This window comes from Pseudomonas sp. Y5-11 (assembly GCF_022368695.1).
GTDB classification, from domain to species: domain Bacteria; phylum Pseudomonadota; class Gammaproteobacteria; order Pseudomonadales; family Pseudomonadaceae; genus Aquipseudomonas; species Aquipseudomonas parakoreensis.
The window spans coordinates 3,856,361-3,882,241 of the sequence record NZ_CP058974.1 but is presented as its reverse complement, the minus strand read 5'-3'; the positions used below and the strand labels follow the sequence as shown (position 1 = coordinate 3,882,241).

The window sequence follows — 25,881 nt, the reverse complement described above, 5'->3', positions numbered from 1 at the left end:
TGTCTGAACTACCGCCCTGAATGTTGACATATTCGACTCGATCTTTTTCCCGGCTGACGCGCGGTTCAGTCGAATAGCTGAGAGATTCGTAGAAAATTCCAGTACGACCTCATGGTATTCACATGTCGATATCAGACACGATCATGGCGCAATCAGGCTACTGAATCAGCGACAAGGCCGGCTAAGGTGCCGTGTCTTCGTATCAAACGACCCCGCTCGGATCATGGGGTTGATAAGAACTGCGGCGGTTGGACGGGCTTCTTTCGGGAGTTTCAGCAGGCAACGATGGTGCTCGATCGGGTGCCCGTTCAATTCGCTTAAATGTCGATCAGCAGAGAATAAAAATACCGATGATCAGCCCGATCTCCATGGATTCGAGTAGCCAATTGGCGCAGGGCTTCAAGCCTCGTCACGTCACAATGCTGTCCATCGCCGGGATTATCGGCGCCGGTTTGTTCGTCGGTTCAGGGCACGCCATTGCCGCAGCAGGGCCGGCGGTGCTGCTCGCCTATCTGTTTTCCGGTTTGCTCGTCGTGCTGGTCATGCGCATGCTCGGCGAGATGGCGGTGGCAAATCCGGACACCGGTTCGTTCTCCACCTATGCCGACCAGGCCATCGGCCGCTGGGCCGGTTTTACCATCGGCTGGTTGTACTGGTGGTTCTGGGTGCTGGTCATTCCTATCGAAGCGCTGGCAGCCGGGCATGTGTTGAACCAATGGTTTCCGCAGGTCGATGCGTGGCTGTTCGCGTTGGGATCGATCATTGCGCTGGTGGTGACCAACCTGTTCAGCGTGTCCAAATATGGTGAGTTCGAGTTCTGGTTCGCCATGGCCAAAGTGGTGGCGATCATCGGCTTCATCGGTGTCGGTTTTGCCGTGTTGATGGGCTGGGTTCCCGACCGCGAAGTCAGCGGGCTGAGCAGTCTGATGGCCACGCACGGCGGTTTTGCGCCCAACGGCTTGTCGGCGGTGGTCGGCGCTTTCATCACGATCATGTTCAGCTTCATCGGCACTGAAGCGGTGACCATTGCCGCTGCCGAATCGAATAACCCGGCGCAGAACATTGCCAAGGCCACCCGCTCGGTGATCTGGCGCATTGGCGTGTTTTACTTGCTGTCGATCTTCGTGGTCATCTCCGTGGTGCCCTGGAATGATCCGTTGCTGGCCTCGGTGGGCTCGTATCAGCGCGCCCTGGAAATCATGAACATTCCAAATGCCAAGTTCATGGTCGACGTCGTCGTCCTGATCGCCGTGGCCAGTTGCATGAACTCCTCGATCTACATTGCCTCGCGCATGTTGTACTCGCTGGGTCGTAGAGGCGATGCACCGAAAGCGCTAAAGGCGACTTCCGCGGCAGGTGTGCCGCGGGCCGCCGTGATCGCCAGCACCGTGCTGGGCGCATCGATCACCGTATGGAGCTACTTCATGCCCGCCGGGCTGTTCGAGTTTCTATTGGCCAGTTCCGGGGCGATTGCCTTGCTGGTGTACCTGGCGATTGCGGTGTCGCAGCTGCGCATGCGGCGGATATTGCAACAGCGCAAGGTCGAGCTGACCTTCCGCATGTGGCTGTTTCCCTGGCTGACGTGGCTGGTGATCGGCTTCATCTGTGCGGCGCTGGCGGTCATGATGATCACCCCGCAGCACCGCACTGAAGTCACCACCACTATTGGCCTGGCGCTGGCAATCTCCTTTATCGGCCTGATGACGTCGCGTCACCCTGCCCCGACGGCACGAGCAACGTCGGTGGGTCAGGCCTGATCCACCGCCTCGATCACGCCTTTGTCCTCACCCAGGAAGCCGCCGCTCTGATGCGCCCACAGCCGTGCATACACGCCGTTTTTCTCCAGCAATTCGGCGTGGGTGCCCTGCTCGATGATGCGCCCGTCATCCATGACAATCAGCCGGTCCATCGCTGCAATCGTCGACAGTCGATGCGCGATCGCGATCACGGTCTTGCCCTGCATCATGTCGTCGAGGCTTTCCTGAATCGCCACTTCAACCTCCGAATCCAGCGCACTGGTGGCTTCGTCCAATAGCAGAATCGGTGCGTTCTTCAGCATCACCCGGGCAATCGCCACCCGTTGGCGCTGGCCGCCGGACAGCTTGATCCCGCGCTCGCCTACCAGAGTGTCGTAACCGGTATGACCTTGGCGGTCACTCAACTGGTTGATGAATTCGTCAGCCTGGGCGTTGGCCGCCGCACGGCGGATCTGCTCGTCGGTGGCATCGGGCCGGCCGTAGGCAATGTTGTCGCGAATCGAGCGGTGCAGCAGCGAAGTGTCCTGCGTAACCATGCCAATGGCACTGCGCAGGCTGTCTTGAGTCACGTGCGCAATGTTCTGGCCGTCGATCCGAATCTCGCCGCTGTCGACATCATAGAAACGCAGCAGCAAGTTGATCAGCGTCGATTTGCCGGCACCGGAGCGGCCCACCAGACCGATCTTTTCCCCGGGTCGAATGCTCAGGCTCAGGCCATCGAGGACCTGACGCTCGCCACCGTAATTGAATTTCACTTTGTCGAACGTCACCGCGCCGCCCGAGGTCACCAGCACGCCGGCATCCGGCGCGTCCTGCACCTTGGTGCCCTGGGTCAGGGTCGCCATGCCGTCCTGAACGGTGCCGATGCTTTCGAACAGCGAGGTCATCTGCCACATGATCCAGTTCGACATGCCATTGATCCGCAACGCCATGGCGGTGATCGCCGCCACCGCGCCGGCGCCGACATCGCCCTGGTGCCACAGCCACAGGGCATAGCCGCCGGCTGACATGATCAATGCCACCACCAGGGCCTGATTGACGATCTCGAACAGGCTGACCAGACGCATCTGGCGAAAACCGGTTTGCTTGAAATCCTCCATCGCCGCCCGTGCAAAGTGCGCTTCGCGGTTGGAGTGGGAGAACAGTTTCACCGTGGTGATGTTGGTGTACGCGTCGGCGATACGCCCGGTCATCATCGAGCGCGCATTGGCCTGCTCCTGGCCGACCTTGCCCAGGCGCGGCACGAAGTACGCCATGGCCAGCCCGAACAACACGACCCACGCGAGAAACGGCAGCATCAGCTTCAGCGCAAAACCGCCGGCCAGGGCAATGATTGCAATGAAGTACACGCCAATCCCGGGCAAGATCTCGATCATGGTGAACAACACGTCGCGCACGGCAAGCGCTGTCTGCATCACCTTGGTCGTGACCCGTCCGGAAAACTCATCGGAGAAAAACGAAAGGCTTTGCCGCAGCATCAGCCGATGGAAATCCCAGCGCAGGCGCAGCGGCAGGTTAATTGCCAGAATCTGGTGCTGAACCATGGTGCGCAACGCCACCAATCCGACACTGAGCACCATGACGATGCCCATGCCCCACAACACGCGACGCTCCTGCGCAGCCGCTTCCCCGCCCGCCTGCCAGGTCGAGAGCAGATCGACGACCTGGCCGAGGAAGGAAAACAGCCACGCTTCATAAACCGACACGGCGGCGCTGAGCAACGCCAGCGCGAGGACGTAGCCACGAGCCCCCCGAGTGCAGGCCCAGAGAAACCTGGCCAGACCGTTGGGCGGCGGTGGCAACTCGTCAGGCGGGAAAGGGTCGAGTCTTCGTTCAAACACACGAAGCATGGTGTTCTCCAAAACAGTCAAGTCAGGGAGATTCTGCCACCGATTGGATCCCGGGAGGTCTTTGTGAAAAAGTGTGTGCTCCTGACCTGACGAGTGCCTGACATCGCTACCAAACCGCGATATGCGAATCCGCCCTGGGCTCGGTCCCGCCACACAGCACACCCGTCACCGGATCACGCAAAATGATCTGCCCGCGTCCGTAATCCGTGAGGTCACTGGCGATCTGCACCTCATGTCCGCGACGCGCCAACGCATTGGCCAGATCCCTTGAAGCGCCCTGCTCGATGCCAACCTTCATCCCGCCCAGCCACTGCCAGCGCGGCGCGTCCAGTGCCGACTGCGGGTTCAGGCCGAAGTCCACCAGGTTCATGACCATCTGCACATGGCCTTGCGGCTGCATGTAGCCGCCCATGACGCCGAACGGTCCCAGCGCCTGGCCGTCCTTGGTGAGGAAGCCGGGAATGATCGTGTGAAAGGTCTTTTTGCCCGGCGCCAACGCGTTGGCATGCTCGGGATCAAGGCTGAACTCCTGCCCTCGGTTTTGCAGGGCGATGCCGCTGTCGGGCAGCACCACGCCGGAGCCGAAGCCGTGGTAATTGCTCTGGATGAACGAGACCATGTTGCCCTGCCCGTCCGCGGTGGCCAGGTACACCGTGCCACTGGCGTGAGGATCGCCCGGCTTCGGCGGCTGCGCTTGTTCGCCAATCTGAGCACGTCGGCGGGCGCTGTAGCCGTCACTCAACAGATCGGCCACGGCCACGCGCATGTGCAGCGGATCGGTGATGTAGTGCAGACCATCGCTGTAGGCCAGTTTCATCGCTTCCAGCTGACGGTGCCAGGTCTGTTGGCTGTCACGGTGGTCGAAGTCGAAGCCTTCAAGAATCTTCAGCGCCATCAGCGCGACCAGCCCCTGCCCGCTCGGCGGGATTTCCCAGACATCCACGCCGCGATAATTGACGTGGATGGGCTCGACCCACTGCGCGCGGTAATGCTCAAGATCCGTGGCGCGCAGATAGCCGCCCGTTGCCCGCGAATGCGCATCCAGGCGTTGCGCCAAATCGCCGCGATACAAACTCTCGCAACGCGTGAGGGCCAGTTCTTCGAGGGTACGCGCCTGCGACGGGTTACGGAAAATCTCTCCGGCCCTGGGCGCGCGACCGTCAATCAGGAACGTGTCGAACCAGGCCTGCAGCACTTCATTGCGATGGGGATTGAATTCATCCAGCGCGATCTGCCATTGATGGGCAACCACCGGCGACAGCGGAAAACCGTCTCTGGCCAGACTGATCGCCGGTTGCAGCAAATCGGCGAACGGCAACACGCCAAAACGTTGCGACAACTCGGCCCAGGCCGATGGACAACCGGGCACCGTCACGGGCGTCCAGCCATACAACGGCATTTGCTCATGGCCGGCCGTTTTCACCGCTTCGATGCTCAGACTGGCCGGGGCATGGCCGTTGGCATTGAGGCCATGCAACTGGTCCTTGAACCAGACCAGCGCAAATGCATCCCCGCCCAGGCCACACCCCGTAGGCTCGACCACGGTCAGCGCCGCCGCCGTGGCGATGGCGGCGTCGATCGCGTTACCACCCTTTTGCAGCATCTCGATACCGGCCTGCGCGGCCAAAGGTTGGGACGCCGCAACCATGCCACGACGGGCGAAGACGCTTTGGCGTTGCGACGGATAAGGGTATTCGTGAGCAGAAAATTTCAACATGGCAAAGGCTCTTCAAATCAGCAATTCATTGGCCGGACTTGATCCGGTTCCATTCGCGGGTGATCAGACGCTGGATGTTTTCCGGCAGATCGGCGGAGACGAAGGCGTGGTTGATCACCTCGTCAGTCGGGTAGATCCCCGGATTACCGCTGACCTTCGGATCCATCAGCGCCGTGGCGTCCTTGTTCGGGTTGGCGTAGCCGACGTAATCGCTGACCGGTGCAATCACCTCTGGGCGCAGCAGGTAATTGATAAACGCATGGGCGTTGGCGACGTTAGCGGCGTCTTTGGGGATCGCCAGCATGTCAAACCAGAGGTTCACGCCTTCCTTGGGAATCAGGTAACGAATGTCGATGTTTTTGCCCGCCTCGCGCGCCCGGGTCTGGGCCTGCATCACGTCACCGGAATAGCCGATCGCCACGCAGATATCGCCGTTGGCCAGGTCGGCGGTGTACTTCGATGAGTTGAAATAGGTCACCGAAGGCCGCAACGTCATCAGCAATTTAGAGGCCTGTTTGTAGTCGTCCGGCTTGACGCTGTTAGGGTCAAGCCCGAGGTAAAGCAGGGCCTGGGGAATGATCTTCACCGGCGCATCGAGGAACGCCACGCCGCAGCTTTTCAGCTTGGCGAGATTTTGCGGGTCGAACACCATTGACCAGGAATCGAGCGGCACATCCTTGCCCAGCACGGCGCGTACTTTCTCCTCGTTGTAGCCGATGCCTACCGTGCCCCACATGTACGGCACGGCGTATTGGTTGCCGGGGTCGGCAGCCTGCAGACGTTGCATCAAACGCGGATCGAGGTGCTTCCAGTTATCGAGCAATCCGCGTTGCAGCGGCTGATAGGCGCCGGCGCGAATCTGCTTGGACAAAAACTGGCTGGACGGCACCACCACGTCATAGCCCGAATGCCCAGAGAGCAACTTGGCTTCGAGCATTTCATTGGTGTCGAAAATGTCGTACTGAACCTTGATCGTGCTGGCCTTTTCGAAGTTCTTCAGCGTGTCGGGACCGATGTAATCGGACCAGTTGTAGACCTTCACCACCGAGTCGGCGGCCTGAAGCATGGGGACCACGGCGGCGTAGCACAGCGCCGCAAACACACTCGATAAACGCATCGTCGATTTCCTTGTGAAATTCACAGCACGCGGCTGAGGAAGGCCTGGGTTCGGGGATGAGTCGGACGGCTGAAGATCTGTTCCGGCGGGCCTTGTTCGATCAGTTCGCCCTGATCGAGCACCACCACCCGGTCGGCGACCTCGCGGGCAAAGCCCATTTCATGGGTGACCACGACCATGGTCATGCCCTCCTCGGCCAGCTCTTTCATCACTTGCAGTACCTCGCCGACGGTTTCCGGGTCGAGGGCGCTGGTGGGTTCGTCGAACAGCATCGCCTGCGGTTTCATCGCCAGCGCTCGGGCGATCGCCACTCGTTGCTGCTGGCCGCCGGAAAGCATCGACGGGTAATGCCCGGCCTTGTCTGCCAGCCCGACTCGCTTGAGCAAGGCCCGCGCCTGTTCCAGCGCAGCCTGGCGTGGCACACCCAACACCTGAATCGGTGCCTCGATGATGTTTTCCAGAGCGGTCATGTGCGGGAACAGGTTGAAGCGCTGGAACACCATGCCGATGTCGCGACGCTGGCGAGCGATGTTGCGCTCCGAATCACGCACCAGACTGCCGTCCGCCCGGGTGCGATAGCCCATGGGCCGACCGCTGACCCGGATCTCCCCGCCCTGAATGTCTTCGAGCAGGTTGATACAGCGGATAAACGTGGTTTTGCCTGAGCCCGAAGCGCCGATCAGCACCACCACTTCGCCACGGCGCACTTGCAACGAGATGCCCTTGAGAATCTGCAGATCGCCGAAGGACTTGTGAATGTTCAGCGCTTCGATGATCAGTTCGTCAGTTGGCTGCGCCATGCTTAGCGTCCCCTCAGCAGTTTCAGAGTGCTGCGACCGAACATCCGACTGGAGGCCGGCGGCGGCGAAGAAGGTCGGTCGGACTGACCGAAGCGGTGCTCCAGCCAGCGCTGAAAGAAGCCCCACAGCGTGGTAAGCAACAGGAAATAAATCGCCACCACCAGGTACAACTCGAACACCCGAAAAGTCGCCGAGGTGACCATCTGCGTGCTGAGCAACAGTTCTTGCACGCCGATCACGCTGACCAGCGTGGTGTTTTTCAGCATCACGTTGAACTCGTTGCCCAGCGGCGGCACGATCACCCGGAACGCTTGCGGCAGGACGATGCGGCGCATCAGTTTGGCGAAGGTCATGCCCAGCGAACGCCCGGCCTCGTACTGGCCCTTGTCCACGGCGCCGATCCCGGCGCGGATGATCTCGGCCATGTACGCGCCTTCGTTGAGCCCCAGAGCAATGATTGCCGCCTGAATGTTGCCGGGCACCACCAGCCCGAACAGCTCAATGTCTTCGAAGCGAAAAATCCCGCCCGCCGCCAGCGCGGTGTAGAGGAAAACGATCTGCACCAGCAACGGCGTGCCGCGCATCAGCCACACATAAAAACGCACGGGCAGATGCAGCAACGGGTTCTTCGACAAACGCAACAATGCAGCGGCCAACCCCAGCACACAGCCCAGCAGCATTGCCAGCACACTGATCAGACAGGTCAGCCAGAGCCCGGTGAGATAAACCCCGCTCGGCTGCAACAGGTATTGCCAGAACACATCCCAATTGAAGTTCATCAACGCTTACCTCAATCGAGTGTGTCGCTGGAAACGTGCCATTTGCTCAGAAGCTGGTTGTAGCTGCCGTCGCTGCGCATGTCGGTGATGATCTGCTGCACCGCAGCGCTCAGTTGCGCATCGTCCTTGCGGATGCCCAGGCCGGTGAGAATCCGGCTGAAGGCCGGAACGCCTTCTTCGAACAGATCCGGGGCCATCGCCGCGTAATAACCGGCGGTTTCCACCGTGGTGCCGTAAGCGTCGACCTGATTGATGCGCAGGGCCTGGAAGGCATCGGTGTCGGTGTTGTAGACCACCAGTTTCATCGGCGGCTTGCCGGCCTTGGTCAGGCTTTCATTTTCCGCATCGAGCAAGGTCTTGATGGTCGAGCCATTAAGCACCGCGATCTTGTGCCCGCTCAGATCCGCCAGGGTTTTCAGCGCCTTCGGATTGCCTTTGGGCACGACGACTGCCTGGCTGGAATACATGTAGTTGACGATGTCGATCACCTCGCGGCGCTCGGGCTTGTCGAACAGCTGGTCGACGATCATGTCGCACTGTTTGGCAAGCAAGGCCGGGAGCAATCCGGAAAACGGAATCACCCGCCAATCGACCTTCTTGTCGCCCAGGCGCTTGGCGATTTCCAGGCCCAGGTCGACGGTCAGCCCTTTGGGCTTTTGCGCTTCATCGAAAGACACCAGCGGTGGTGAATCCATGCCCGAGCAATAGGTCAGTTTGTCGACCTTGACCAGACGCTCCGGCACCGTGGGTGCGGCGAGCGCCCATTGCGAACAGAGTCCGAGGGAAATTGCAGCCAGTAACAGGCGAGACGTATGCATGACCAGACACTCCAGTTCGGTTAGTAACGGGGCAGTACTCAACGTCAAAACATCGGCGGACTCGTGTTCCGCTCTGTGGTTATTTTTCCGATTGCAAAAATCTGATCAGTTCGGGGACGGTGCCTTCGATGTGCTCGCGCACCACGGCTTCGGCCTTGCTGGCGTCGCCGGCACGAATCGCATCAAGGATGATCTGGTGCTCCTGGCGGGCGCTCAGGGGCTTTTCGATGTGCTGCAGCCACAGGCGCATGGGCGCTTCGATCAGCGCGTAGAGGGCGCTGATCTGCTTGAGCAACCGAGGGCGTTCGCTGAGGCTGCACAGGTATTCATGGAACTTGCGATGACGGCTGACCCACGCCGCACTCTCGTCGCGGTAGTCATCCATTTCATCGAGAAGCCGTTCCAGCGCCGTCAACTGACGCTCGCTGATCTTGGGCACCGCGATGCGAATCGCCAGGCCCTCTAGTGCACTGCGCATCTCGAACACTTCGTGCATCTGCTCGACATCAAGACCACTGACCACGGCGCCGCGATTGGGCCTCAGCGTCACCAGACCCTGCGCATCGAGACGGCGAAACGCTTCACGCACCGGCATGCGGCTCATGCCGATTTCACTGGCGATGTCCTCGGCGATCAACCGGTCGCCCTTGCGGTATCGACCACCACAAATGCCCTCCAACAGAAAGTTGTAGGCCTCTTCTTCGGCGGTCATCGGTTGACGTTGATCGAAGGCAGGAGCGAATTGCATGGCAGCACCTTTTGTCTTTTTGTATCCAATTATCCACGGATGCAAAAAGCACGATGCATGCCAAACTTCGGATTAGCAGGACAAGCTTTTGATTTGCATGAATTAAGCGGCCAAACAGCATTCAGCCGCTGCCCCGGCAAGATGTGAAATGTGCTACCCGATCGCCCATGACGAGCTCCACAAAGGTGCAATTCGGTAGCCGGGTAACACGGCACGGCAACCTTGCGGTTCGTTTCACTTCGTCATCACCATCTTTCTGCAGGCTCACTTACTTTCCATTAAAACCGCGATAACAACTACTAACATTATTACCAATGACTCTTATGCCCTGTCAGAACTGACAGTAGTGCTGTTTTTGAACACGCCTTACTCTCACGCCAACACCACGCTTTTCAATTGAACACTTTTGGCCTTTGTTTATTTGGAGTGGTTTCTTAATAACAGGAGAAACATTATGTCCATAAGTGCCCCTATCATCGATACACCCGAAAATGGCGCAAGTATGCAGACGACTTCGGTTGTTCGCGGTCGCGGCAAACCCAATTGCAAAGTCACCGTCAATCAATCAGGTACAGGATATGAATGGGGGGTAGGCTGGGTTGACTCGCGTGGAATCTGGGAGATCCAACTTACTCTCGCCGCAGACCCTAATGAGACCTACTGGATAACTGCTCGACAGTTTGACAGCGATGGTACCCCGTCGGGCTGGGCAAATAATGTCAGTTTTAAGGTCGTCGATGGCGACTTTGGGGTTAATCTCAGTAGCTCTATTGCAATTCAGCGCCCGCAATCAGGAGAAATCACCCCGCTTAGACCTTTAGTTGAAGGCACCGCTACGCCGCGCGCTGAGATACAGCTATATGAAGCTGGTAGCGGTAACCCAGTAGGACGGCCTGTTTATGCAGGTGAAGACGGGCGCTGGTCTGCCGTTTACGAAGCAGCCATTGTTCCCTGGCAGCAATATGGCGTGACCGCGAAACAAAGGGGGAAGAATGGGTCAGAGAGCGATTGGGCAGATAATGTGTATTTCACCGTAGAACTCATCGTTCAAGGCCCTCCTGTAATTCAACGCCCGGACCGCGGATCATTTGTCGATCCTAATCCTGAAATCAGTGGCATGGCTAAGCCCTATGCAAAAGTAGAGCTATACAAAAGCTATGTCGGGACCTTGTTGGGAACGACTTATGCCGATCAGGGCGGAAATTGGTCCATTCGCTGTAACGAGGCCAGTGTCCGGGGCGAGAAATATGAGGTGACTGCCACCCAATCTGGGACAAATGGGCAGAGCGGATGGGCGGAAAATGTGTCTTTCACCGTGAATAGGTCAGCTCCAGGCAACGTCACAACCCCTCCTGAAATTCGCCAAGCAAGACTTGGAGTTGACCAACTTCGAAAAACTATTATTAAGTACACAGGTACCGCTATACCCGTTGCCACAGTGACTCTGTACGACATAAAAGGCTCCAAGGTACTGGGGACGACCACAGCCGGGCAGGACGGAAGTTGGAATATCGGTCTTTATATAGAAAACATGGAGTCTGATCAGGATCAATATAGAGTGTATGCCACGCAAGCAGGAACAGATGGAGTGCAGAGCAGTCGCTCGAATGAGTGGACTTTTCCAGTGCCTAAATAGTTCTGAGCTTACCCTCTCGACCAATAAATTATGAAGTAGAAACGTGCCATGCCTGCTTAAAGCGATCGCGAGTTAGTGGCACTCAATGTCGAAACCTCTCCACACCCTGCAGTTCAACTGCAGGGTTTTTCTCTGTTCCCTTGTTTGGCCACACGCTGTCAACCACCGTCGGATTCAAGAAATTACTGACGGGCTCATTGCAGGTCCGACGCTCAAAAACGTTCAGCATCGATTTTAAACTTGTGCAGGTGCGTATTGCTGCAGACCGCACCGTCCCCTGCGGTCCGTTTCACTGCGTCACCACCACCTTGCCGATCATCTGCGGATGCAACACGCAAAAATATTCAAACTCCCCCGGCGTATCGAATACCCAGGAAAAGCTGTCATTGGTGTCCAGCGCACCCGAGCGAAACACCTTGTGGGTTTCCGCCACCGTGTGCGGGATCTGATCATCATTGAGCCACGTCACCTTGGTGCCGACGGCCACGGTCAGGTCCTTGGGGGCGAACATGAATTCCTTGATGTCGATCTTCACTTCCGCTGCCCACACCGGCATCGCCAACAACAGGCCCACCAGTGCCAATAGTCGCGTTTTCATCGGTTTGCCCTCGGTTAAACCAGTGTCGAATCAATCAGGGCCAGCGGGTGATCGCCCTGGGTCGCGCGCACGTCGGTGATCCCCAGGTAATTGCGCAACTGATCCGCCGCCACCGTCATCGGCCCCGGTGACGGTGCTGCGCCCGGTGGCGGCTGCGGATAAGCGGTGCCACGGGCGGTGTGGAAGGTCATGTTGCCCTCGACTTTCTGAATCACCTGATGGATGTGCCCGTTGAGCACCGTCACCGAGCCGTACTTGCGCAGCATCGCGATCGCCTGATCGCCGTCCTCGGTGCCCCAGCCCCACGGCTGATAAACCGTCCACAACGGGATGTGGGTGAACACGACGATCGGCGTGCTGCTGCTAACTGCACGCAAGTCATCGGCCAGCCAGGCGAGTTGCTCGGCGCCGAGGGTGGCTTCATGACCGGCCTGGAAATTGAAGACATTGATCAGCCCGATGAAATGCACGCCATGATCATCAAAGCTATACCAGCCGTTACCTTTGGTGCCCTTGCCGTAACGCTCCAGGTACAGCGTGCCGCCGCCCTCGTCGAGGGTGTCGTGTTCGCCGGGGACGTAATGCACGGTGGATGGCAGGCCCTTGAGCAACTGTGCGGCGGTGTCGAATTCCTCGGGCTTGGACAGGTGGGTGATGTCGCCTGTGTGCAAGATCAGCGATGGCCGTCTGGGCAGCGCGATGACCTTGTCGATGGCCACCTGCAAGGTCTTGACCGGTTCGGGATTGGCTTCCTTGTTGAAGCCGATGTGCGAATCGCTGATCTGCACGAAGTGAAAGGTGCTGTCCAGCGCCTTGGGATCGCTGACGTTGCCTGCGTCATCCAGCGCAAAGGCTTTGGGGATGCCGCCGCTCAGGGCCCAGAGAACCCCGGCCCCGGCCCACGCCGAGCATTTGAGCAGGGTTCGCCGGTCCGGGTTGAGCGGGCCGTCGGTGCGCAGTGGCTGTTTTGCTTGAATGTCCATCGATGTGTCCTCGCGGGCGAACTACAGTGAGGTAGCTGACACGAGGTAAACCTTGTGGCGTGAGGCTTTATTCCACGGCAAAAAATAAATCTTTTTGCGCGAATAAAACCTGCCGCAGCGCGGTTACAGGGGGTGACGGTGCGGAACCGACCATGAAGCGATTTGAGGAATTGATTGCGCCCCATCTGGACGCGGCCTACAACCTTGCGCGCTGGCTTACCGGCAACGACAGCGCTGCGCGCGACGTCGTGCAGGAAAGCGCCCTGCGCGCCTTCCGGTTTTTGCAACGTTTCGCCGACGGCAACGCCAAGGCGTGGTTTCTGACCATCGTGCGCAACGAGAGCTACACCTGGCTCAAGGCTTCGGCCGGGCGCCATTGGGTCGCCATCGATGACGACCGGGTCGCTGACGAAGGTCCGTTGAGCCACAGCCAGACCCCGGAACTGCTGGCCATTCACATGGAAAATGCCGCCTTGCTCCAGCAGGCGCTGAGTGCCCTGCCGCCGGTGTTTCGCGAAGTGATTGTGCTCAAGGAACTCGAAGACATGCCTTACAAGGACATCGCCCTGGTGGTCGACATTCCGATTGGCACCGTCATGTCCAGACTGGCCCGGGCACGTGCCCTGCTCAAGCTCGAACTACTGAAGTTGCACGATCATGAATGAACTCGACTGCGCGCTTTGCCAGACACAGTTGCACGGCTATCTGGATCAGGAACTGGATCCGGCGACGGCGGCGCAGGTGACCGCGCACTTGAGCACCTGTGCCGAATGCGCACAGCTGCACGAGCAAGCGAAGTTGCTCAAGGTCAGCGTGAAGCGCCATGTACCCTACTATCCGGCGCCCGCCGCATGGGCGGCGAGCGTGTTCGCCGCAGACAAACCTGAGCCGAGGTTCATCCAGCGCTGGCAAAAATGGCTGGCCCCGGCCTTTTCCGCCGCCGCGCTGGCTCTGGCGCTGGTGCTGTATGTCGACACTCCCGGCAGCGAGCAACCCTTGATCGACGAGGCCGTGTCCAGCCACGTACGCTCGTTGATGGGCGAACACCTCAACGACGTGGTGTCGTCCGATCGCCACACCGTCAAACCGTGGTTCGCCGGCAAACTCGACTTCTCGCCGCCGGTATTCGACTACACGGCGCAAGGCTTCCCCTTGCTTGGCGGGCGTCTGGATTACCTGCAACACCAGACCACCGCCGCCCTGAGCTACGGGCATGCCAAGCACATCATCAACCTGTTCATCCTGCCGACGAACGAGGCGGACCAAGTCGTGCAGAGTCACAGCGTGCGCGGATTCAACGTGGTTTCGTGGCAGGCCGCTCATATGCGTTTCGTGCTGGTGTCGGATGTGGAGAAAGGAGAATTGGAGGTCTTGGGGCAGTTGCTCAGAGCGCAATGACGTTACGCCAAAGGCAAAATCCCCGCGTATTCACTACGCTTGAGAAATCCACCGCAGCGCCATTGCCAACAACAGATTGAACAATGCGCTCGGGCCGCTGTTCCAGATGAGCAAACCCTAGCTACCAAGGACGAGCATATGGACAGTTTCGCTCCTGCCACGCCGGTTCCGCCTCAGCAAAGCGCCATTACCCGCCGCCTGGCATTTGCGGTCGCCACGCTGTTTATCGTCGGGGTGATTGCTGCGATTGGCACCCTGCTCAGCATTGCCGCTCGCCTGGATCGCGAGGATGTCGAGCAAACCCGCTTCTATACGGCCCGCGCCCTGGAAAATCGCATCGCGACCTCCAAAAGCTACATCACCAGTTACGCTGACTGGAACACGGCCTACGAACACCTGCATCCACATGTCGATACCGACTGGGCGTACAACCAGCAAAATATCGGCAAAACCCTGTTCACCACCGACGGTTATGACGGTGTTTTTGTGTTGAATCGACAGGGGACCCAATACGCCGTGGTGCAAGGGCAACAGAAAGAAGGTGACATCTCGCGCTGGCTCGAGGTATCTGCCGCCTCACTGATTGATCAGGTGCAAAGCCAATCCAGTCTGACGGTGCCTGTCAGCACCTACTCACTGTTCGACGGATGGCCGGCACTGGTTACAGCAGCGGCAATTCTGCCCAACGACGAACGTCCGGTGGGCGATCCGACACAGACCTCGGTGCTGGTGTTCGTCGACAAGCTGACGCCCGCCAAACTGCGGGTGATCGGAGTCGCTTATGGCCTGAGCAACCTGACCCTGACTCCGGACGGACAACTTGCCGAAGAACAATCACGAGTACCGCTGGACAGCACCGGTTACAGCTTGATAGCGGATCTGGAACGACCCGGGCAGCAACTGCTGTGGTCACTGCTGCCAACCCTCGGCGCCGTGCTGGCCGTGCTGATGCTGTTGACCGCCTATTTCTTGCGTCACGCCGTGCGTTCTTCGACCTACGTCGACCACAGTTTCAGCACGCTGCAGGCTTCGAATCAGGCACTGGAGTCGGCCAACCATGCGCTGGAAGCCAGTGAAGAACGCTTTCGCGCGGTCGCCGAAGCGGCGTCGGACTGGATCTGGGAAGTCGACAGGCACTTGCGCCTGACCTATCTCTCGGCGCGCTTCAGCGAGGTGACCGGCTACCCGCAAACCCAGTGGCTGGGCCAGGGCATCGGGCAACTGGTGGCGTGCGATACCACGCCGCTGGAGCTGTGGCTGAAAAAACTCACCGAGGACAGCAATGCCAGCGACTTGCGTTGCACCTACCGCGATCACGCCGGGCAGCAACGCCACTGCCGGCTGTCGGCGCGGCCGATTATAGAGAAGCAAACCGTGGTCGGCTATCGCGGCACCGCCAGCGACATCACCGACGAAGTCGCCGCCCATGCGCAGATCCAGCACCTGTCGATGCACGACGCCCTCACCGGCCTGCCCAATCGCAACCAGTTGGCGCGTTATCTGGATGAAGCGCTGCTGCTCAAGGAGCACGCGCCGCCGCTGTCGCTGCTGGTGATCGACCTGGACAACTTCAAGCCGATCAACGACTCCCTCGGCCATCCGGCAGGCGACGCGGTGTTGCAGGAAGTCGCCAGTCGTCTGCGCGAATGCACCCGCGAGCACGACATCGTCGCACGCTTGGGTGGCGACGAATTCGTCGTGGTGCTCAATGGCATGGACACTCGGCAGGAAGTCGACCGGTTCTGTACCCGGCTGGTCGAGAGCCTGCATCAACCGATGCTCTTCGAGCACCATCCGTTGCACGTCGGGGCCAGCATCGGTATCGCCCTGAGCCGCCGTCAGGGCTTCGTGCCCAGCGAGTTGATCCGTTGCGCCGACATCGCGCTGTATCAGGCCAAGTCCGAGGGCAAAAACACCTGGTGCTATTTCGAAGCGCACATGAACGACCAGATCCAGACCCGCCGGCAAATGGAAAGCGACCTGCGCGGCGCGCTGAAAAACGACGAATTCATTCTGCATTACCAGCCGCGCTACACCGTCGACGGCAAGCACATCGTCTCGGTCGAGGCGCTGGTGCGCTGGCAGCACCCGACCAAGGGTCTGCTGGGCCCGGACGTGTTCATCGGCCTGGCGGAACAGACCGATCTGATCGTGGCGCTGGGACGCTGGGTGTTGCGCGAAGCCTGTGAAACCGCACTCGAATGGCCGTCAGACATCCTCCTGTCAGTCAACCTGTCCCCGGCACAGTTCGCCCTCAGCGATGTCGTCGAAGACGTACGCGAAGCGCTGATCCAGACCCGTTTTCCGGCCAGTCGCCTGGAACTGGAGATTACCGAAAACGTGATGCTCGTCGACACCGACGGCGCGCTGGCCACGATGAATGCGCTCAAGCAACTCGGCGTGCGCCTGAACATGGACGACTTCGGCACCGGCTATTCGTCCCTCGGCTACCTGCGCGCCTACCCGTTCGACGGGATCAAGATCGACAAGCGCTTCATCGCCTCGATCAGCAACGGCGCCAACGATCGCGCCGTGGTCCAGGCGATCATCGGCCTGGGTAAAGCCATGGGCCTGACCGTGACCGCCGAAGGCGTGGAAACCGAGGAGCAACTGGCGATTCTGGGCAAGGATCAATGCAACGAGGTTCAGGGCTATTTCATGAGTCGGCCGATCGACAAAGCGGCGTTCGCCCGATTGTTGCAAACCGCCAGAACCCGGCCGGCCGATCATTCGCCGTCGAAGAAAGGACGCGTCATCTAGCCGGCCTTGTATCACTGGCATTCAATCATTGAAATGCACAAAGCCCGTTTCGACACGCGTTGTTAATACGGTTTTCCTGTTGACTTCAATTGATTTTGTTCAGGGTGTGTTTAGGGCCGTCATGCTTGAATAGTCCTCGCCGCGGGCCAGGCTCAACATCAATCTCGCGCCACACACGAGTTCAATGCAGGCGTCATCGGACTGTCAGGATTGCGGTCAAAAGAACAACTTCACTAAAGGGTTAGCGATGGATCGATATGATGCCCCGCTTGTTGTAGAGCGCACTTCGCGGGCTGGAATGTTGACGGGACTGATTACGAGAAACCCATGCCTGAGCATTTTTTTCATGACACTGGCGGTGTTCATGGCATTGCAGTACAAACCCGCGGTCCTCAACTACACAACACGCTTTGTCGACTTTGCCGATTACATGTTGCTGCACGGCATCACACTGTTCCCGATCGCCGAAGACCTAAAACCCTATCCCGACTACACGGTCCTCAATACCTTGTTGGTCTACCTGGTGTCCTTGCCATTCGGCCGGGTATCCGTTCTTTCCATGGGTTTTCCGTCCTGCGTAGCCGCGTCGCTGATGCTGGTATTCATTTATCGACTGGGCGCGCTGCACAGCAAGAAGTGGGGGGCGTACGGCGTTCTTTTCAGTCTGCTGACCTGGGCGTTTCTCGACGGCGTCAACTCGCTGGCACTGGATATCTATCCGGCGCTGTTAACGGTGATGTGCTTCTACTTTGCCTATACGGCCGAGATCAAAAAAGACCCGCGCCGCCTGGTGTTTCTGTACGTCGGGCTGGCACTGGGTTTCGCTTTTCGTGGGCCTATCGGCTTGATCGGACCTGCGAGTGTCATTGGCGCTTATTACTTACTGAGCCGGCAGTGGCGCATGTTGCTGCTGTTTTCACTGCTCTCGGGGGTGATTCTGACTGTTGGGGTGGTGTTACTGGCCTGGGCGGCCTACGTGCAAGGAGGACCAGCGTTCCTCGACGAAGTGCTGAACATGCAGGGCATCGCACGCTTCGGTTCCGACCACGCGCCACGCTATTACTTCTACTTCTCGGCAGGTCTGCTGACCTACGGCATCACGGTGTTTTACGCCATCAACGTCATTCTCAAGAAGTACAAACTGTTCTTCCGTTCGAACCGCGATAGAAACATCGACCTGCTGCGCTATCTAACCGGCTGGCTGCTAGTGCTGCTGGTGCTGTTCACTCTTCCGAGTTCCAAGAAAGCACGCTACATCCTGGCAATCACCCCGGCGATTTCATTGCTGGCCGCTTACCTCTTCGTCAGCAAGGAAGCCGCCTTCGTCCGCGCCAAAAACGGCCTGCTCAACGTCTGCCTGAAGTTGCCCCTGCTGGGGTTGGGGATGCTGGTAGCGGTGCTGGTCTACAACAACTTCGCCGATGTTCCGTTACAGCCCAACTACTTGGGTGTAGCCTTGGGATTGTCTGCGCTGCTGAGCTTCTACCATGGCAAACACCAGTACTTCGCCGAGCATCCCTATCGGGAGTTCATGACGCTGTCGTTTGGCGTAGCGGCTTTTCTGATACTGGATATGTTTTTCTTCAACCCGATCACCTACCACCTGGAACTCATGATCGAACCCACACCGAAGTTTTTGCCGTATTGGTTTTGGTGAAGCCTCTTCCTGATTCATGAGTTAGCGACACGACTGTCCAGCATCCACATGTTGGTATCTGACGGGGTCATGACGCATCCAAGGTACTGAATCGGCGGCAGGGCCTGCACAAAAGCGGTCGTTTGGAGCAGGAAAAAATAAGGTGGCGCCCGCTTTCGCGAGCGACACCTTCATCCACTGCCTCCTAATCAAGCCTTCTTGTTCGCCTCTTCCAGCGCTTTTTCAGCGTTGAACCCGTCGAAGTTCTCGAATACGCCCAGAAAGCCCGGTACGGTTACTTCTCGCGCCCAGTCGCGCTGTAGTTCGCAGTACATTTGCACCCGACTGATGAGCTTCGCGCCCGCCTGTTCCATTCTGCGCAACGCCGCCTCGTGCGCGGCGAGCGATGTGCCGCCGACCGCATCGACCGGCACATAAACGTCATAACCTTCCTGGATCGCGTCGAGCACCGGGAATGTCAGGCACGCTTCGGTCCAGAGTGCAGTCATGATCAGCTTCTTGCGCCCGAGCGCCTTGACTGCCTGCTTGAATTGCGTGTCCTCCCAACTGTTGATCGATGTGCGGTCATAGGTCGGTAGATGGCCGAGCACCTTTTGCAGCTCCTGAATCGGCGGCTTGTTGCGGCCGGTCGCGACATTGACTGTCGAGTGGATGATCGGAAGGTTGTAGTTGACCGCCGCCTTCGCGACGCTGGTTATGTTGAAGACGAGTTCATCACGCGGCATCGAGCGGATCGAAGAAACCTGAACAGGTTGATAATCGATGATGATCAACGCCGAGTTTTCCGGGGTCAGTAGCTGATCGGTATGGGGGTTGCGGAGAGTCTCGCTTGCCATCGGTAAATCCTTTTCATGGGTGACGCACGTTGATGAATCAGGCCGGAGCCTGTGCGGGTGATGGATTCCGAGACACGTGCGAATGACGCCATGCCCGGAAAATCCATTGTGCTGTTCCCATGTTCGACGCAGTAGTAGCATTGCGCGACGTGCTGTGTCGCGAAAAGAGGAACGCAAGCGTGGATATCGAAGAACTGCAGACCTTCGTGGAAGTGGCTGATGCCGGGGGCATTTCGCAGGCTGCCCTGCGTCTTGGCGTGTCGAAATCGATCGTCAGCCGCCGCCTGGCTCGGCTTGAAACCGAATTGGGTGTGCAATTGCTGGCACGCTCCACTCGCGGCGCGGCACTTACCGAGGCCGGTGCGATGTTCCGGGACTATGCCGCCAGGGTTTGCACTGAGATCGACATCGCCAAGGAAACGATCCTGCCCGCCGGCGCCCTCCGCGGCCGCTTGCGCGTGGCCGTGCCGCTGTCGTTCGGCCAGAGTCACTTCGCCCCGATGCTGGCAGAAATGGCCCGTCGGCATCCGCAGCTGCACATCCAGACGTGTTACAGCGATCGCTTCGTTGACCTGATTGCCGAGGGGTACGATTGCGCCATCCGGGTGGGCTATATGCAGGACTCCAATCTGATCGCCAGACGGATTGGCCCTGTCTACGCCAAGCTCGTCGCGAGCCCCGCCTATATCAACGCGCATGGAGAACCCCAGACGCCGGATGAACTGATTGCCCATCAGGCGCTCATGCAGGGCACCGAAGCCTGGCAATTCATGGATGGCGATAAAGTCATCACGGTTCGTCCGCAAGGCCGCTTCAAGGCCGACAACGGCATCGCCCTGGTCGCCGCCGCGACCGCAGGCCTCGGTGTCGCCTACCTGCCCGACTGCCTCACCCATGAACACGTGGCATCCGGCGCACTCGTGCCGATCATGACAAACCATCCTCCCCCTCCGGCCGGTGCCTACATCCTCCGCCCGCCGGGTCCGCATCCTGCGCGCAAAATTCGTGTGCTCACTGAACTGCTGATCGAGTTCTTCGGCGAAACGCCACACCTGGCGGTGCAGCCGCTGTCACATCAGGATGATGCGCTGGCGTGAGGTTGGGTTAAGCGAGAGCGACAGACGTTTCTCTTGATCCGCCATTCGCGTAGGGCAGCTTCCGGTCAACGCGACTCGTTAACTCTCACCCGAGCGTGCATCATCGCCACGATCCCGTCGTGGTATCGAAGCCATCAGTGCAGAACCTGCCCGTCCGCAAAACGAGTCTTTTGAAACGGAAGTCTTCTCATGTTCGAACGTAACAAACTGGTTCCGGAGTTAATGGTCACCAACCTGGATAGCAGCCTGGCTTTTTGGGTTTCTCGTCTGGGGTTCAAAGTCGCTTATCAACGCCCGGAAGATGGATTTGCATATCTTGATTTGAATGGTGCTCAAGTGATGCTTGAGCAGATTGATTCGGACGCGGGTCAATGGCTGACTGCGCCGTTGGCCAAGCCGTTTGGAAGAGGCATCAACTTACAGATTGATGTTGAGGCTGTCGCACCCATCATCCAGAAACTTGATGAGGCTGGATGTCCACTCTATCGAGAATGCAAAAACACTTGGTATCGGGCTGAAAATGTAGAAGTAGGCCAGCGCGAATTCATCGTCCAGGACCCCTACGGTTATCTCGTAAGGTTGGTAGAGCGGTTGGGGGAGAGACCGGCTTGCCCGTTCTGAAACCGAGCCAAGCAGTCCGTCAACTTCGGGCCGGTGCAGGCCTTCACGACAGGCAGCAATCGGCCAGAAGCGGGCATCGGCAAGCGACCGCTGTTGCCTAATAGCGGCCGTTGTGGAATGGCAGGAAACGACCGATAGATGTCTTCGATATGCAACTTTCGCCCGGCAGCGGCTCGATTGTAAGAATATGGCGGAGAGCTGCAAAACCGCCTACGCTTATAGAATGACTCCTCGAACACCTTGCCCATCTGGTGGTATAGAGCCGAGAGATCTGACTTCCTTTGACCGTCCACTTAACACCCACCCGGACCGACCCGCGCCTATCGCCAGCAACTGCCCCCTGAATCCGGTCCACACGACCAGCAGTACGGCGCAACGGGTAAAAGCCAGACCCAGTCCCCCACCTGTCGTTCAAAAGCGACCGATGCCGCAGCACCTCTGGAAACGGGGGCGCTGTTCACGTTCTGCCATGAGGTCAATCCGTATGTATCGGCCGAGCACGACTCCTTACCAGCAGCATCGAGGGTTCAGCCGGACCTTCACTCAGGGGCATTTGAGCCTTGGATTATTCTTTCCCATGGAGGCGTTCGACGGGGACACTCCGAGCATGCTCAACCAGGTCACACTGGCTAAACAAGCCGAGGCGCTGGGCTTCTGCGCGCTCTGGTTTCGCGACGTGCCGCTTCGCGACCCTGGCTTCGGCGATGTCGGCCAAGTCTTCGACCCCTGGGTGTACCTGGGCTATATGGCTGCCCATACCTCGGAGATTGCGCTTGGCACCGCTTCCATTGCCATCCCTTTGCACCATCCCCTGCACACGGCCAAGGCGTCAGCCAGCGTCGATCAGTTGAGCACAGGTCGCTTGATTCTGGGGGTGGCTTCGGGAGATCGGCCGGTGGAGTTTTCGGCTTTTGGTGTCGATCCCGAAAGGCGTGGAGAAATCTTTCGAGAACACTACGAAGTGATTCGGCAAGCCCACAGCACCAGCTTTGAGCCCATCCACTGGAGCACTGGCGAAATGCACGGCGCAGACCTGATTCCGAAACCCACCACCCAATTCATTCCAATGCTGGTGACCGGCAACAGTCGCCAGTCACTGGATTGGATCGCGCGTGAGAGCAACGGATGGATCAACTATCCACGCATACCGAATATGCAGCGGCTGGTCGTGGAAGACTGGCGGCTGGAGGTCACCAGGCAATGTGGCTCTGTGTACAAGCCCTTTACTCAGTCGCTGTACATCGATCTCGATGAGAATCCGTCCACGTCACCCACACGTATCCATTTGGGGTTCAAACTTGGACGTTACCATCTACGGTTTTTGCTGGAGTCGCTTGAGGAAATCGGCGTGGACCACGTCATTCTCAATCTCAAATATGGCAAGCGCCCTGCGGCGGAGGTTATCGAGGAATTGGGTACGCACATCGTTGCGCAGTTCGGAGTGCAGCCGCGTCCGGCAGCTCATTGAACATCGGTCACTGCTACGCCGACGAATGCTCACTTGACGAAACCATAAGGTGTCACGGCGCGGATGACCTCCGGTTCTATATCACTGATGGAGATCTTCGCGCCATGAGCGACCGGTGCCCGGCAAACAATCTACCCTACCCAGCCTAAACCCGTGATGAGCACGTTGCCTTGCAGATTCTGTGCGGCTTCCACGCCGTCCATGGACACGATTTGCGCGCGTATCCTTTCACTTAACCGAGCGCGCGAGCATGGTATGAATCCTTGACACGGCACTTTAGCCATGACTTTTATCTTCAATACAGGTGTTTTGATTGATCACCGCCCGGAACAGCAGCAGGCCCAGGCTATCCTGATTTTCACAAAATACATCCTGGGCCTCCCCGAACTGAATGGAACTTCCTGTTGGATTTGCTTAACCGGGCAGCTTGGCCGCAAGGACGTCAACCTTCTCGATTGATGGAGGTTCGGCAAACAGCTCGGCAGCATTTGCCATAAGCGCCGCCGCGACCTTGCCCGAAAGATGAGCCTGCCGGCCCGCTTCATCCGGGAATGCGTCAAAGATGCCAAAGGTAGACGGCCCCAAGCGGATTCCAAACCAGGCTGTAGTGGCTGGCTCCTCCTCCACTAAAGGAAGGCCGCTCAAGAGAAAGCGCTCCACCTCTTTCTCTTTCCCAGGTTTTGCTTCCAGACGAACGAACAACGCTACTTTGACCATGACGTGGCTCCTGTTGTTACGATGCGGCTGGTGCTATCTGGTCGCAATAGCTAAAAGGGGCATCCGGCTGTTAACTATGGTCGACGACACCAGGATTACAAACCCAAAGAGACCAAGGGTAGCGTCGCATGTCGCTCGGACACTGAGAATGACGTAGTAGGCAGCGCGCAAACCGCAGACCAGCCGCTTGATCACTTTTCCCGAGCTGTGGCCTGATAATCAAGACTCAACGATATCTGAAATTCAGGAGAACATAACAGATCATGGTGACTGTCAAGCCGACCAATATGTACTCGACACGCGGTAGAAATATAACTAACCCACCTAAAGAAAACACGATCAAGGTGTTTTGCAGTATGTATTTCCTTATTCGACTCACAGCTATGAAATAGCCATATTGCTTCCCCAGGAAAAACAAGACCATGCCGGTTATCGACATAATCTGGAAATCGCGCATCGCAATGTCATTCAGGATCGCATGCCTGATCAAATTTGCCAGGAGTGCCAGCCCCATAAAAAGAAAAAGGTGCGAGTAGATCAAGGCGTGCCCACTCATGCTGCTTTGATGTTTGTTCAATAAGTAAAAACTATCAAAATAGATCCACCAGATACTGCAAATCATGATAAATCCGGTGATGGCCGCCATCACACTATAATAACCCCATTGAATGTTAGATAAGCCTCCGGAAAGGCTAATAATTGACTCCCCCAATAAGATTAGGGTGAGTAGGCCTATGCGCTCAACCAAGTGTTCCGTGTGTGCTGGCAACGGTTTTAATTTAGTCCAGAAAAGTACAGGAAACAGAATATCAAGAACAATCCCAATATAAGCAACAAGGTAACGCAAGGGCGGGTCAAAAGTAACGGATGAAAGACTAATAACTGCGCTAACTAATAGGGCGAAGCCGAGCTTTGAGGAAAGTTCTCCGCGAGAATCGAGTTTACTAATGGACGAAATATACATGACACTGATGATCGCACGTATACCAAAATAGCAGGCAATAATAAGCGGGTAGTTCACTTCCAGGCCTTCCCCGATCCGTGCCGATAGCACAATGAGCAGGAGCATTATGAATAATGTTGCCAAACGGTGAAGATTACTGTCTGTATCAAACCTGTTGGAGTAAATCGTGTGACTGGACCAGATCCACCACAACGGTACAAAAAGCAGTAAGAATGTCCATAGTTGCTTATGTTCAAAGTGGCCTTCATGAACATGTCCGAGAGTGTGCGTAACCTGGCCTATCGTAACAACGAAAGTCAGGTCAAAAAACAACTCCAACCATGTTGCGTGTCGATTTTTTTCATAATACTTCAAAGATTTCATTAGTTGCCGGCTCCGTGTCCACCTCTTTAATGTAAAAGGAAGCTAACGTTGGTTTTTCCTCGGCTCCGATGTGGGTGATGCCAAGCCGATTTGGCTCTCTAGCGATTTCGTCCACGCACTAACAAAAGCTCAATCATCTGACTCATCCCGATGAACTCTGGAACTCCGTCATAGCGAATCCCGTCAATGTAAAACGCTGGGGTGCCATTCACGCCGCTGCGTACACCGCCATTGAAATCGGCTTGTATTTTGGGAATGTAAGTATCCTCTTGCATTGCAAGATCGAATTCCTCCCTGGAAAGGCCGTGTTTGAGAACAATGGCGCGATACAGCGGCAGACCCAATCGATCCTGATTTTCATACAATTCGTCGTGAGCCTCCCAGAAGAACCCTCGACTCCCGGCATACTCCGCGGTGACCGCTGCACCCAGCGCATGCGGGTGAGCGGTGGTCAGAGGAAAGTTACGGAACACGAACAGCAAATCATCGCGAAAATGCTGCTGCAGATTCTTGACCATCCAATACGCTTCACCGCAATAGGGACATTCATAGTCGCCAAATTCCACCAAGGTGACCTTGGCATGCGCACTTCCCTGACGATGGTCGTTGGCACTTACTGGGACTTTGAGAGTGGCCATGTAATCACCTGTTAATTTTTGATTGGCGTGCCTTGTGGCGAATTCACCAGAGCATCCAGCGCATCCAGAATGCCGTCCGCCCCAGGGTTGATTGCCATTGGTGAGACGTAGCTCCAGGCGACCACCCCGTCCTTGTCAATCACGAACAGCGCACGCTTACAAACCCCGAGCTGGGACTCGTACGCTCCATACTGTCGTGCAACAGCCCCTTTGGGCTCGAAATCGGCCAGCAGGCTGAAGTGAAAATTCCGATCTTTGGCAAAGGCCTGATGACACCAGGCGCTGTCAACCGAGATACCCAGTAGCGCCGCACCGTATTCTCTGAATGTGGGTAGCAACTGGTTGTACAAGGTCAGTTGGTCACCACACACCGAAGTCCAGTCAGCGGGATAAAACGCCAATATCACGGGATTTCCCTTTAGCTCACGCAGCGACAACTGTTGATCAGGGGTCGCGTGAAGAGTGAAGTCGGGCGCGACAGTGCCGGCCGGCAGCGGACCCTGAACCAGGTCGCCATTGGTTTTTTGTGCATCATCGAACTCTAAAGTATTCATTGCTT

Annotated in this window: 23 protein-coding genes and 1 pseudogene; 9 read left to right on the top strand and 15 right to left on the bottom strand. The window is 57.6% G+C overall.

Annotated elements, in window-relative coordinates; genetic code table 11:
• Window positions 1-350 precede the first annotated feature (350 nt).
• Window positions 351-1,757: an amino acid permease gene (locus tag HXW87_RS17095; protein WP_121185489.1), complete on the top strand. Its 1,407-nt coding sequence runs from the start codon at window positions 351-353 to the stop codon at window positions 1,755-1,757.
• On the opposite strand, the gene HXW87_RS17090 is transcribed toward HXW87_RS17095, so the two are convergent.
• The 7 genes from HXW87_RS17090 to HXW87_RS17060 all read right to left on the bottom strand — a co-directional run bounded on the left by HXW87_RS17090 (window position 1,748) and on the right by HXW87_RS17060 (window position 9,586).
• Complete coding sequence (locus HXW87_RS17090; protein ID WP_239776890.1) at window positions 1,748-3,607, bottom strand: ABC transporter ATP-binding protein; 1,860 nt, start codon at window positions 3,605-3,607, stop codon at window positions 1,748-1,750. The two genes, HXW87_RS17095 and HXW87_RS17090, sit on opposite strands and share 10 nt — an antisense overlap.
• A gap of 106 nt (window positions 3,608-3,713) precedes the next feature.
• Entirely contained in the window at window positions 3,714-5,324 is a 1,611-nt protein-coding gene (locus HXW87_RS17085) for a gamma-glutamyltransferase family protein (RefSeq protein WP_239776881.1), read from the bottom strand.
• A gap of 25 nt (window positions 5,325-5,349) precedes the next feature.
• Window positions 5,350-6,441, bottom strand: a complete 1,092-nt coding sequence (locus tag HXW87_RS17080) for a polyamine ABC transporter substrate-binding protein (protein WP_275588682.1) — start codon at window positions 6,439-6,441, stop codon at window positions 5,350-5,352.
• 20 nt (window positions 6,442-6,461) lie between these two features.
• On the bottom strand, window positions 6,462-7,241 hold the full coding sequence (locus HXW87_RS17075; protein ID WP_239776879.1) for an amino acid ABC transporter ATP-binding protein: 780 nt from the start codon (window positions 7,239-7,241) through the stop codon (window positions 6,462-6,464).
• Between the two features lie 2 nt (window positions 7,242-7,243).
• Window positions 7,244-8,020: an amino acid ABC transporter permease gene (locus HXW87_RS17070; RefSeq protein WP_239776878.1), complete on the bottom strand. Its 777-nt coding sequence runs from the start codon at window positions 8,018-8,020 to the stop codon at window positions 7,244-7,246.
• Window positions 8,021-8,031: 11 nt separating this feature from the next.
• Window positions 8,032-8,838 carry an ABC transporter substrate-binding protein gene (locus tag HXW87_RS17065; RefSeq protein WP_041064034.1) on the bottom strand — a complete coding sequence of 269 codons (807 nt, stop codon included), beginning with the start codon at window positions 8,836-8,838 and terminating at the stop codon, window positions 8,032-8,034.
• A 79-nt stretch (window positions 8,839-8,917) separates the two neighbouring features.
• Window positions 8,918-9,586, bottom strand: coding sequence for a GntR family transcriptional regulator (locus HXW87_RS17060; RefSeq protein ID WP_239776876.1), 669 nt, complete (start codon window positions 9,584-9,586; stop codon window positions 8,918-8,920).
• Between the two features lie 454 nt (window positions 9,587-10,040).
• On the opposite strand from HXW87_RS17060, the gene HXW87_RS17055 reads away from it, so the two are divergent.
• Complete coding sequence (locus HXW87_RS17055) at window positions 10,041-11,222, top strand: Ig-like domain-containing protein (protein WP_239776875.1); 1,182 nt, start codon at window positions 10,041-10,043, stop codon at window positions 11,220-11,222.
• A 289-nt stretch (window positions 11,223-11,511) separates the two neighbouring features.
• Here the strand turns inward: HXW87_RS17055 and HXW87_RS17050 are convergent, their stop codons facing one another.
• Both HXW87_RS17050 and HXW87_RS17045 read right to left on the bottom strand, forming a co-directional pair.
• A complete protein-coding gene (locus tag HXW87_RS17050) occupies window positions 11,512-11,820 on the bottom strand; it encodes a plastocyanin/azurin family copper-binding protein (RefSeq protein WP_239776873.1) in 309 nt (102 codons plus the stop codon).
• A gap of 14 nt (window positions 11,821-11,834) precedes the next feature.
• Window positions 11,835-12,803: a metallophosphoesterase gene (locus HXW87_RS17045; protein ID WP_239776872.1), complete on the bottom strand. Its 969-nt coding sequence runs from the start codon at window positions 12,801-12,803 to the stop codon at window positions 11,835-11,837.
• A gap of 152 nt (window positions 12,804-12,955) precedes the next feature.
• Between HXW87_RS17045 and HXW87_RS17040 the strand changes: the two genes are divergently transcribed.
• From HXW87_RS17040 to HXW87_RS17025, 4 genes are all read left to right on the top strand, one after another.
• Window positions 12,956-13,468, top strand: a complete 513-nt coding sequence (locus HXW87_RS17040; protein ID WP_041064046.1) for a sigma-70 family RNA polymerase sigma factor — start codon at window positions 12,956-12,958, stop codon at window positions 13,466-13,468.
• Entirely contained in the window at window positions 13,461-14,201 is a 741-nt protein-coding gene (locus tag HXW87_RS17035; protein ID WP_239776871.1) for an anti-sigma factor, read from the top strand. The genes HXW87_RS17040 and HXW87_RS17035 overlap by 8 nt, the downstream gene beginning before the upstream one ends.
• A 138-nt stretch (window positions 14,202-14,339) precedes the next feature.
• Window positions 14,340-16,961, top strand: a complete 2,622-nt coding sequence (locus tag HXW87_RS17030; RefSeq protein ID WP_239776870.1) for an EAL domain-containing protein — start codon at window positions 14,340-14,342, stop codon at window positions 16,959-16,961.
• 346 nt (window positions 16,962-17,307) lie between these two features.
• Window positions 17,308-18,618, top strand: a complete 1,311-nt coding sequence (locus tag HXW87_RS17025; RefSeq protein WP_345773080.1) for a glycosyltransferase family 39 protein — start codon at window positions 17,308-17,310, stop codon at window positions 18,616-18,618.
• A 188-nt stretch (window positions 18,619-18,806) separates the two neighbouring features.
• On the opposite strand, the gene HXW87_RS17020 is transcribed toward HXW87_RS17025, so the two are convergent.
• On the bottom strand, window positions 18,807-19,454 hold the full coding sequence (locus HXW87_RS17020; protein ID WP_239776868.1) for a hydrolase: 648 nt from the start codon (window positions 19,452-19,454) through the stop codon (window positions 18,807-18,809).
• Window positions 19,455-19,633: 179 nt separating this feature from the next.
• On the opposite strand from HXW87_RS17020, the gene HXW87_RS17015 reads away from it, so the two are divergent.
• From HXW87_RS17015 to HXW87_RS17005, 3 genes are all read left to right on the top strand, one after another.
• Window positions 19,634-20,551, top strand: coding sequence for a LysR family transcriptional regulator (locus tag HXW87_RS17015; protein WP_239776867.1), 918 nt, complete (start codon window positions 19,634-19,636; stop codon window positions 20,549-20,551).
• A gap of 189 nt (window positions 20,552-20,740) precedes the next feature.
• On the top strand, window positions 20,741-21,172 hold the full coding sequence (locus tag HXW87_RS17010; RefSeq protein WP_239776865.1) for a VOC family protein: 432 nt from the start codon (window positions 20,741-20,743) through the stop codon (window positions 21,170-21,172).
• 484 nt (window positions 21,173-21,656) lie between these two features.
• A complete protein-coding gene (locus tag HXW87_RS17005) occupies window positions 21,657-22,640 on the top strand; it encodes an LLM class oxidoreductase (protein ID WP_239776863.1) in 984 nt (327 codons plus the stop codon).
• A gap of 38 nt (window positions 22,641-22,678) precedes the next feature.
• On the opposite strand, the pseudogene HXW87_RS17000 reads toward HXW87_RS17005, so the two are convergent.
• The 5 genes and pseudogenes from HXW87_RS17000 to HXW87_RS16980 all read right to left on the bottom strand — a co-directional run.
• Window positions 22,679-22,861: pseudogene (locus HXW87_RS17000) on the bottom strand (potassium transporter); the annotation flags it as partial.
• A 193-nt stretch (window positions 22,862-23,054) separates the two neighbouring features.
• Window positions 23,055-23,357, bottom strand: coding sequence for a hypothetical protein (locus HXW87_RS16995; protein WP_025569629.1), 303 nt, complete (start codon window positions 23,355-23,357; stop codon window positions 23,055-23,057).
• A gap of 226 nt (window positions 23,358-23,583) precedes the next feature.
• Window positions 23,584-24,684 (bottom strand): low temperature requirement protein A, encoded by a 1,101-nt coding sequence (locus HXW87_RS16990; RefSeq protein ID WP_182401188.1) that lies wholly within the window; start codon window positions 24,682-24,684, stop codon window positions 23,584-23,586.
• 98 nt (window positions 24,685-24,782) lie between these two features.
• Window positions 24,783-25,322: a thioredoxin domain-containing protein gene (locus HXW87_RS16985; protein WP_182401190.1), complete on the bottom strand. Its 540-nt coding sequence runs from the start codon at window positions 25,320-25,322 to the stop codon at window positions 24,783-24,785.
• Window positions 25,323-25,333: 11 nt separating this feature from the next.
• Window positions 25,334-25,876, bottom strand: coding sequence for a redoxin domain-containing protein (locus HXW87_RS16980; RefSeq protein WP_239776861.1), 543 nt, complete (start codon window positions 25,874-25,876; stop codon window positions 25,334-25,336).
• Window positions 25,877-25,881: the final 5 nt, after the last annotated feature.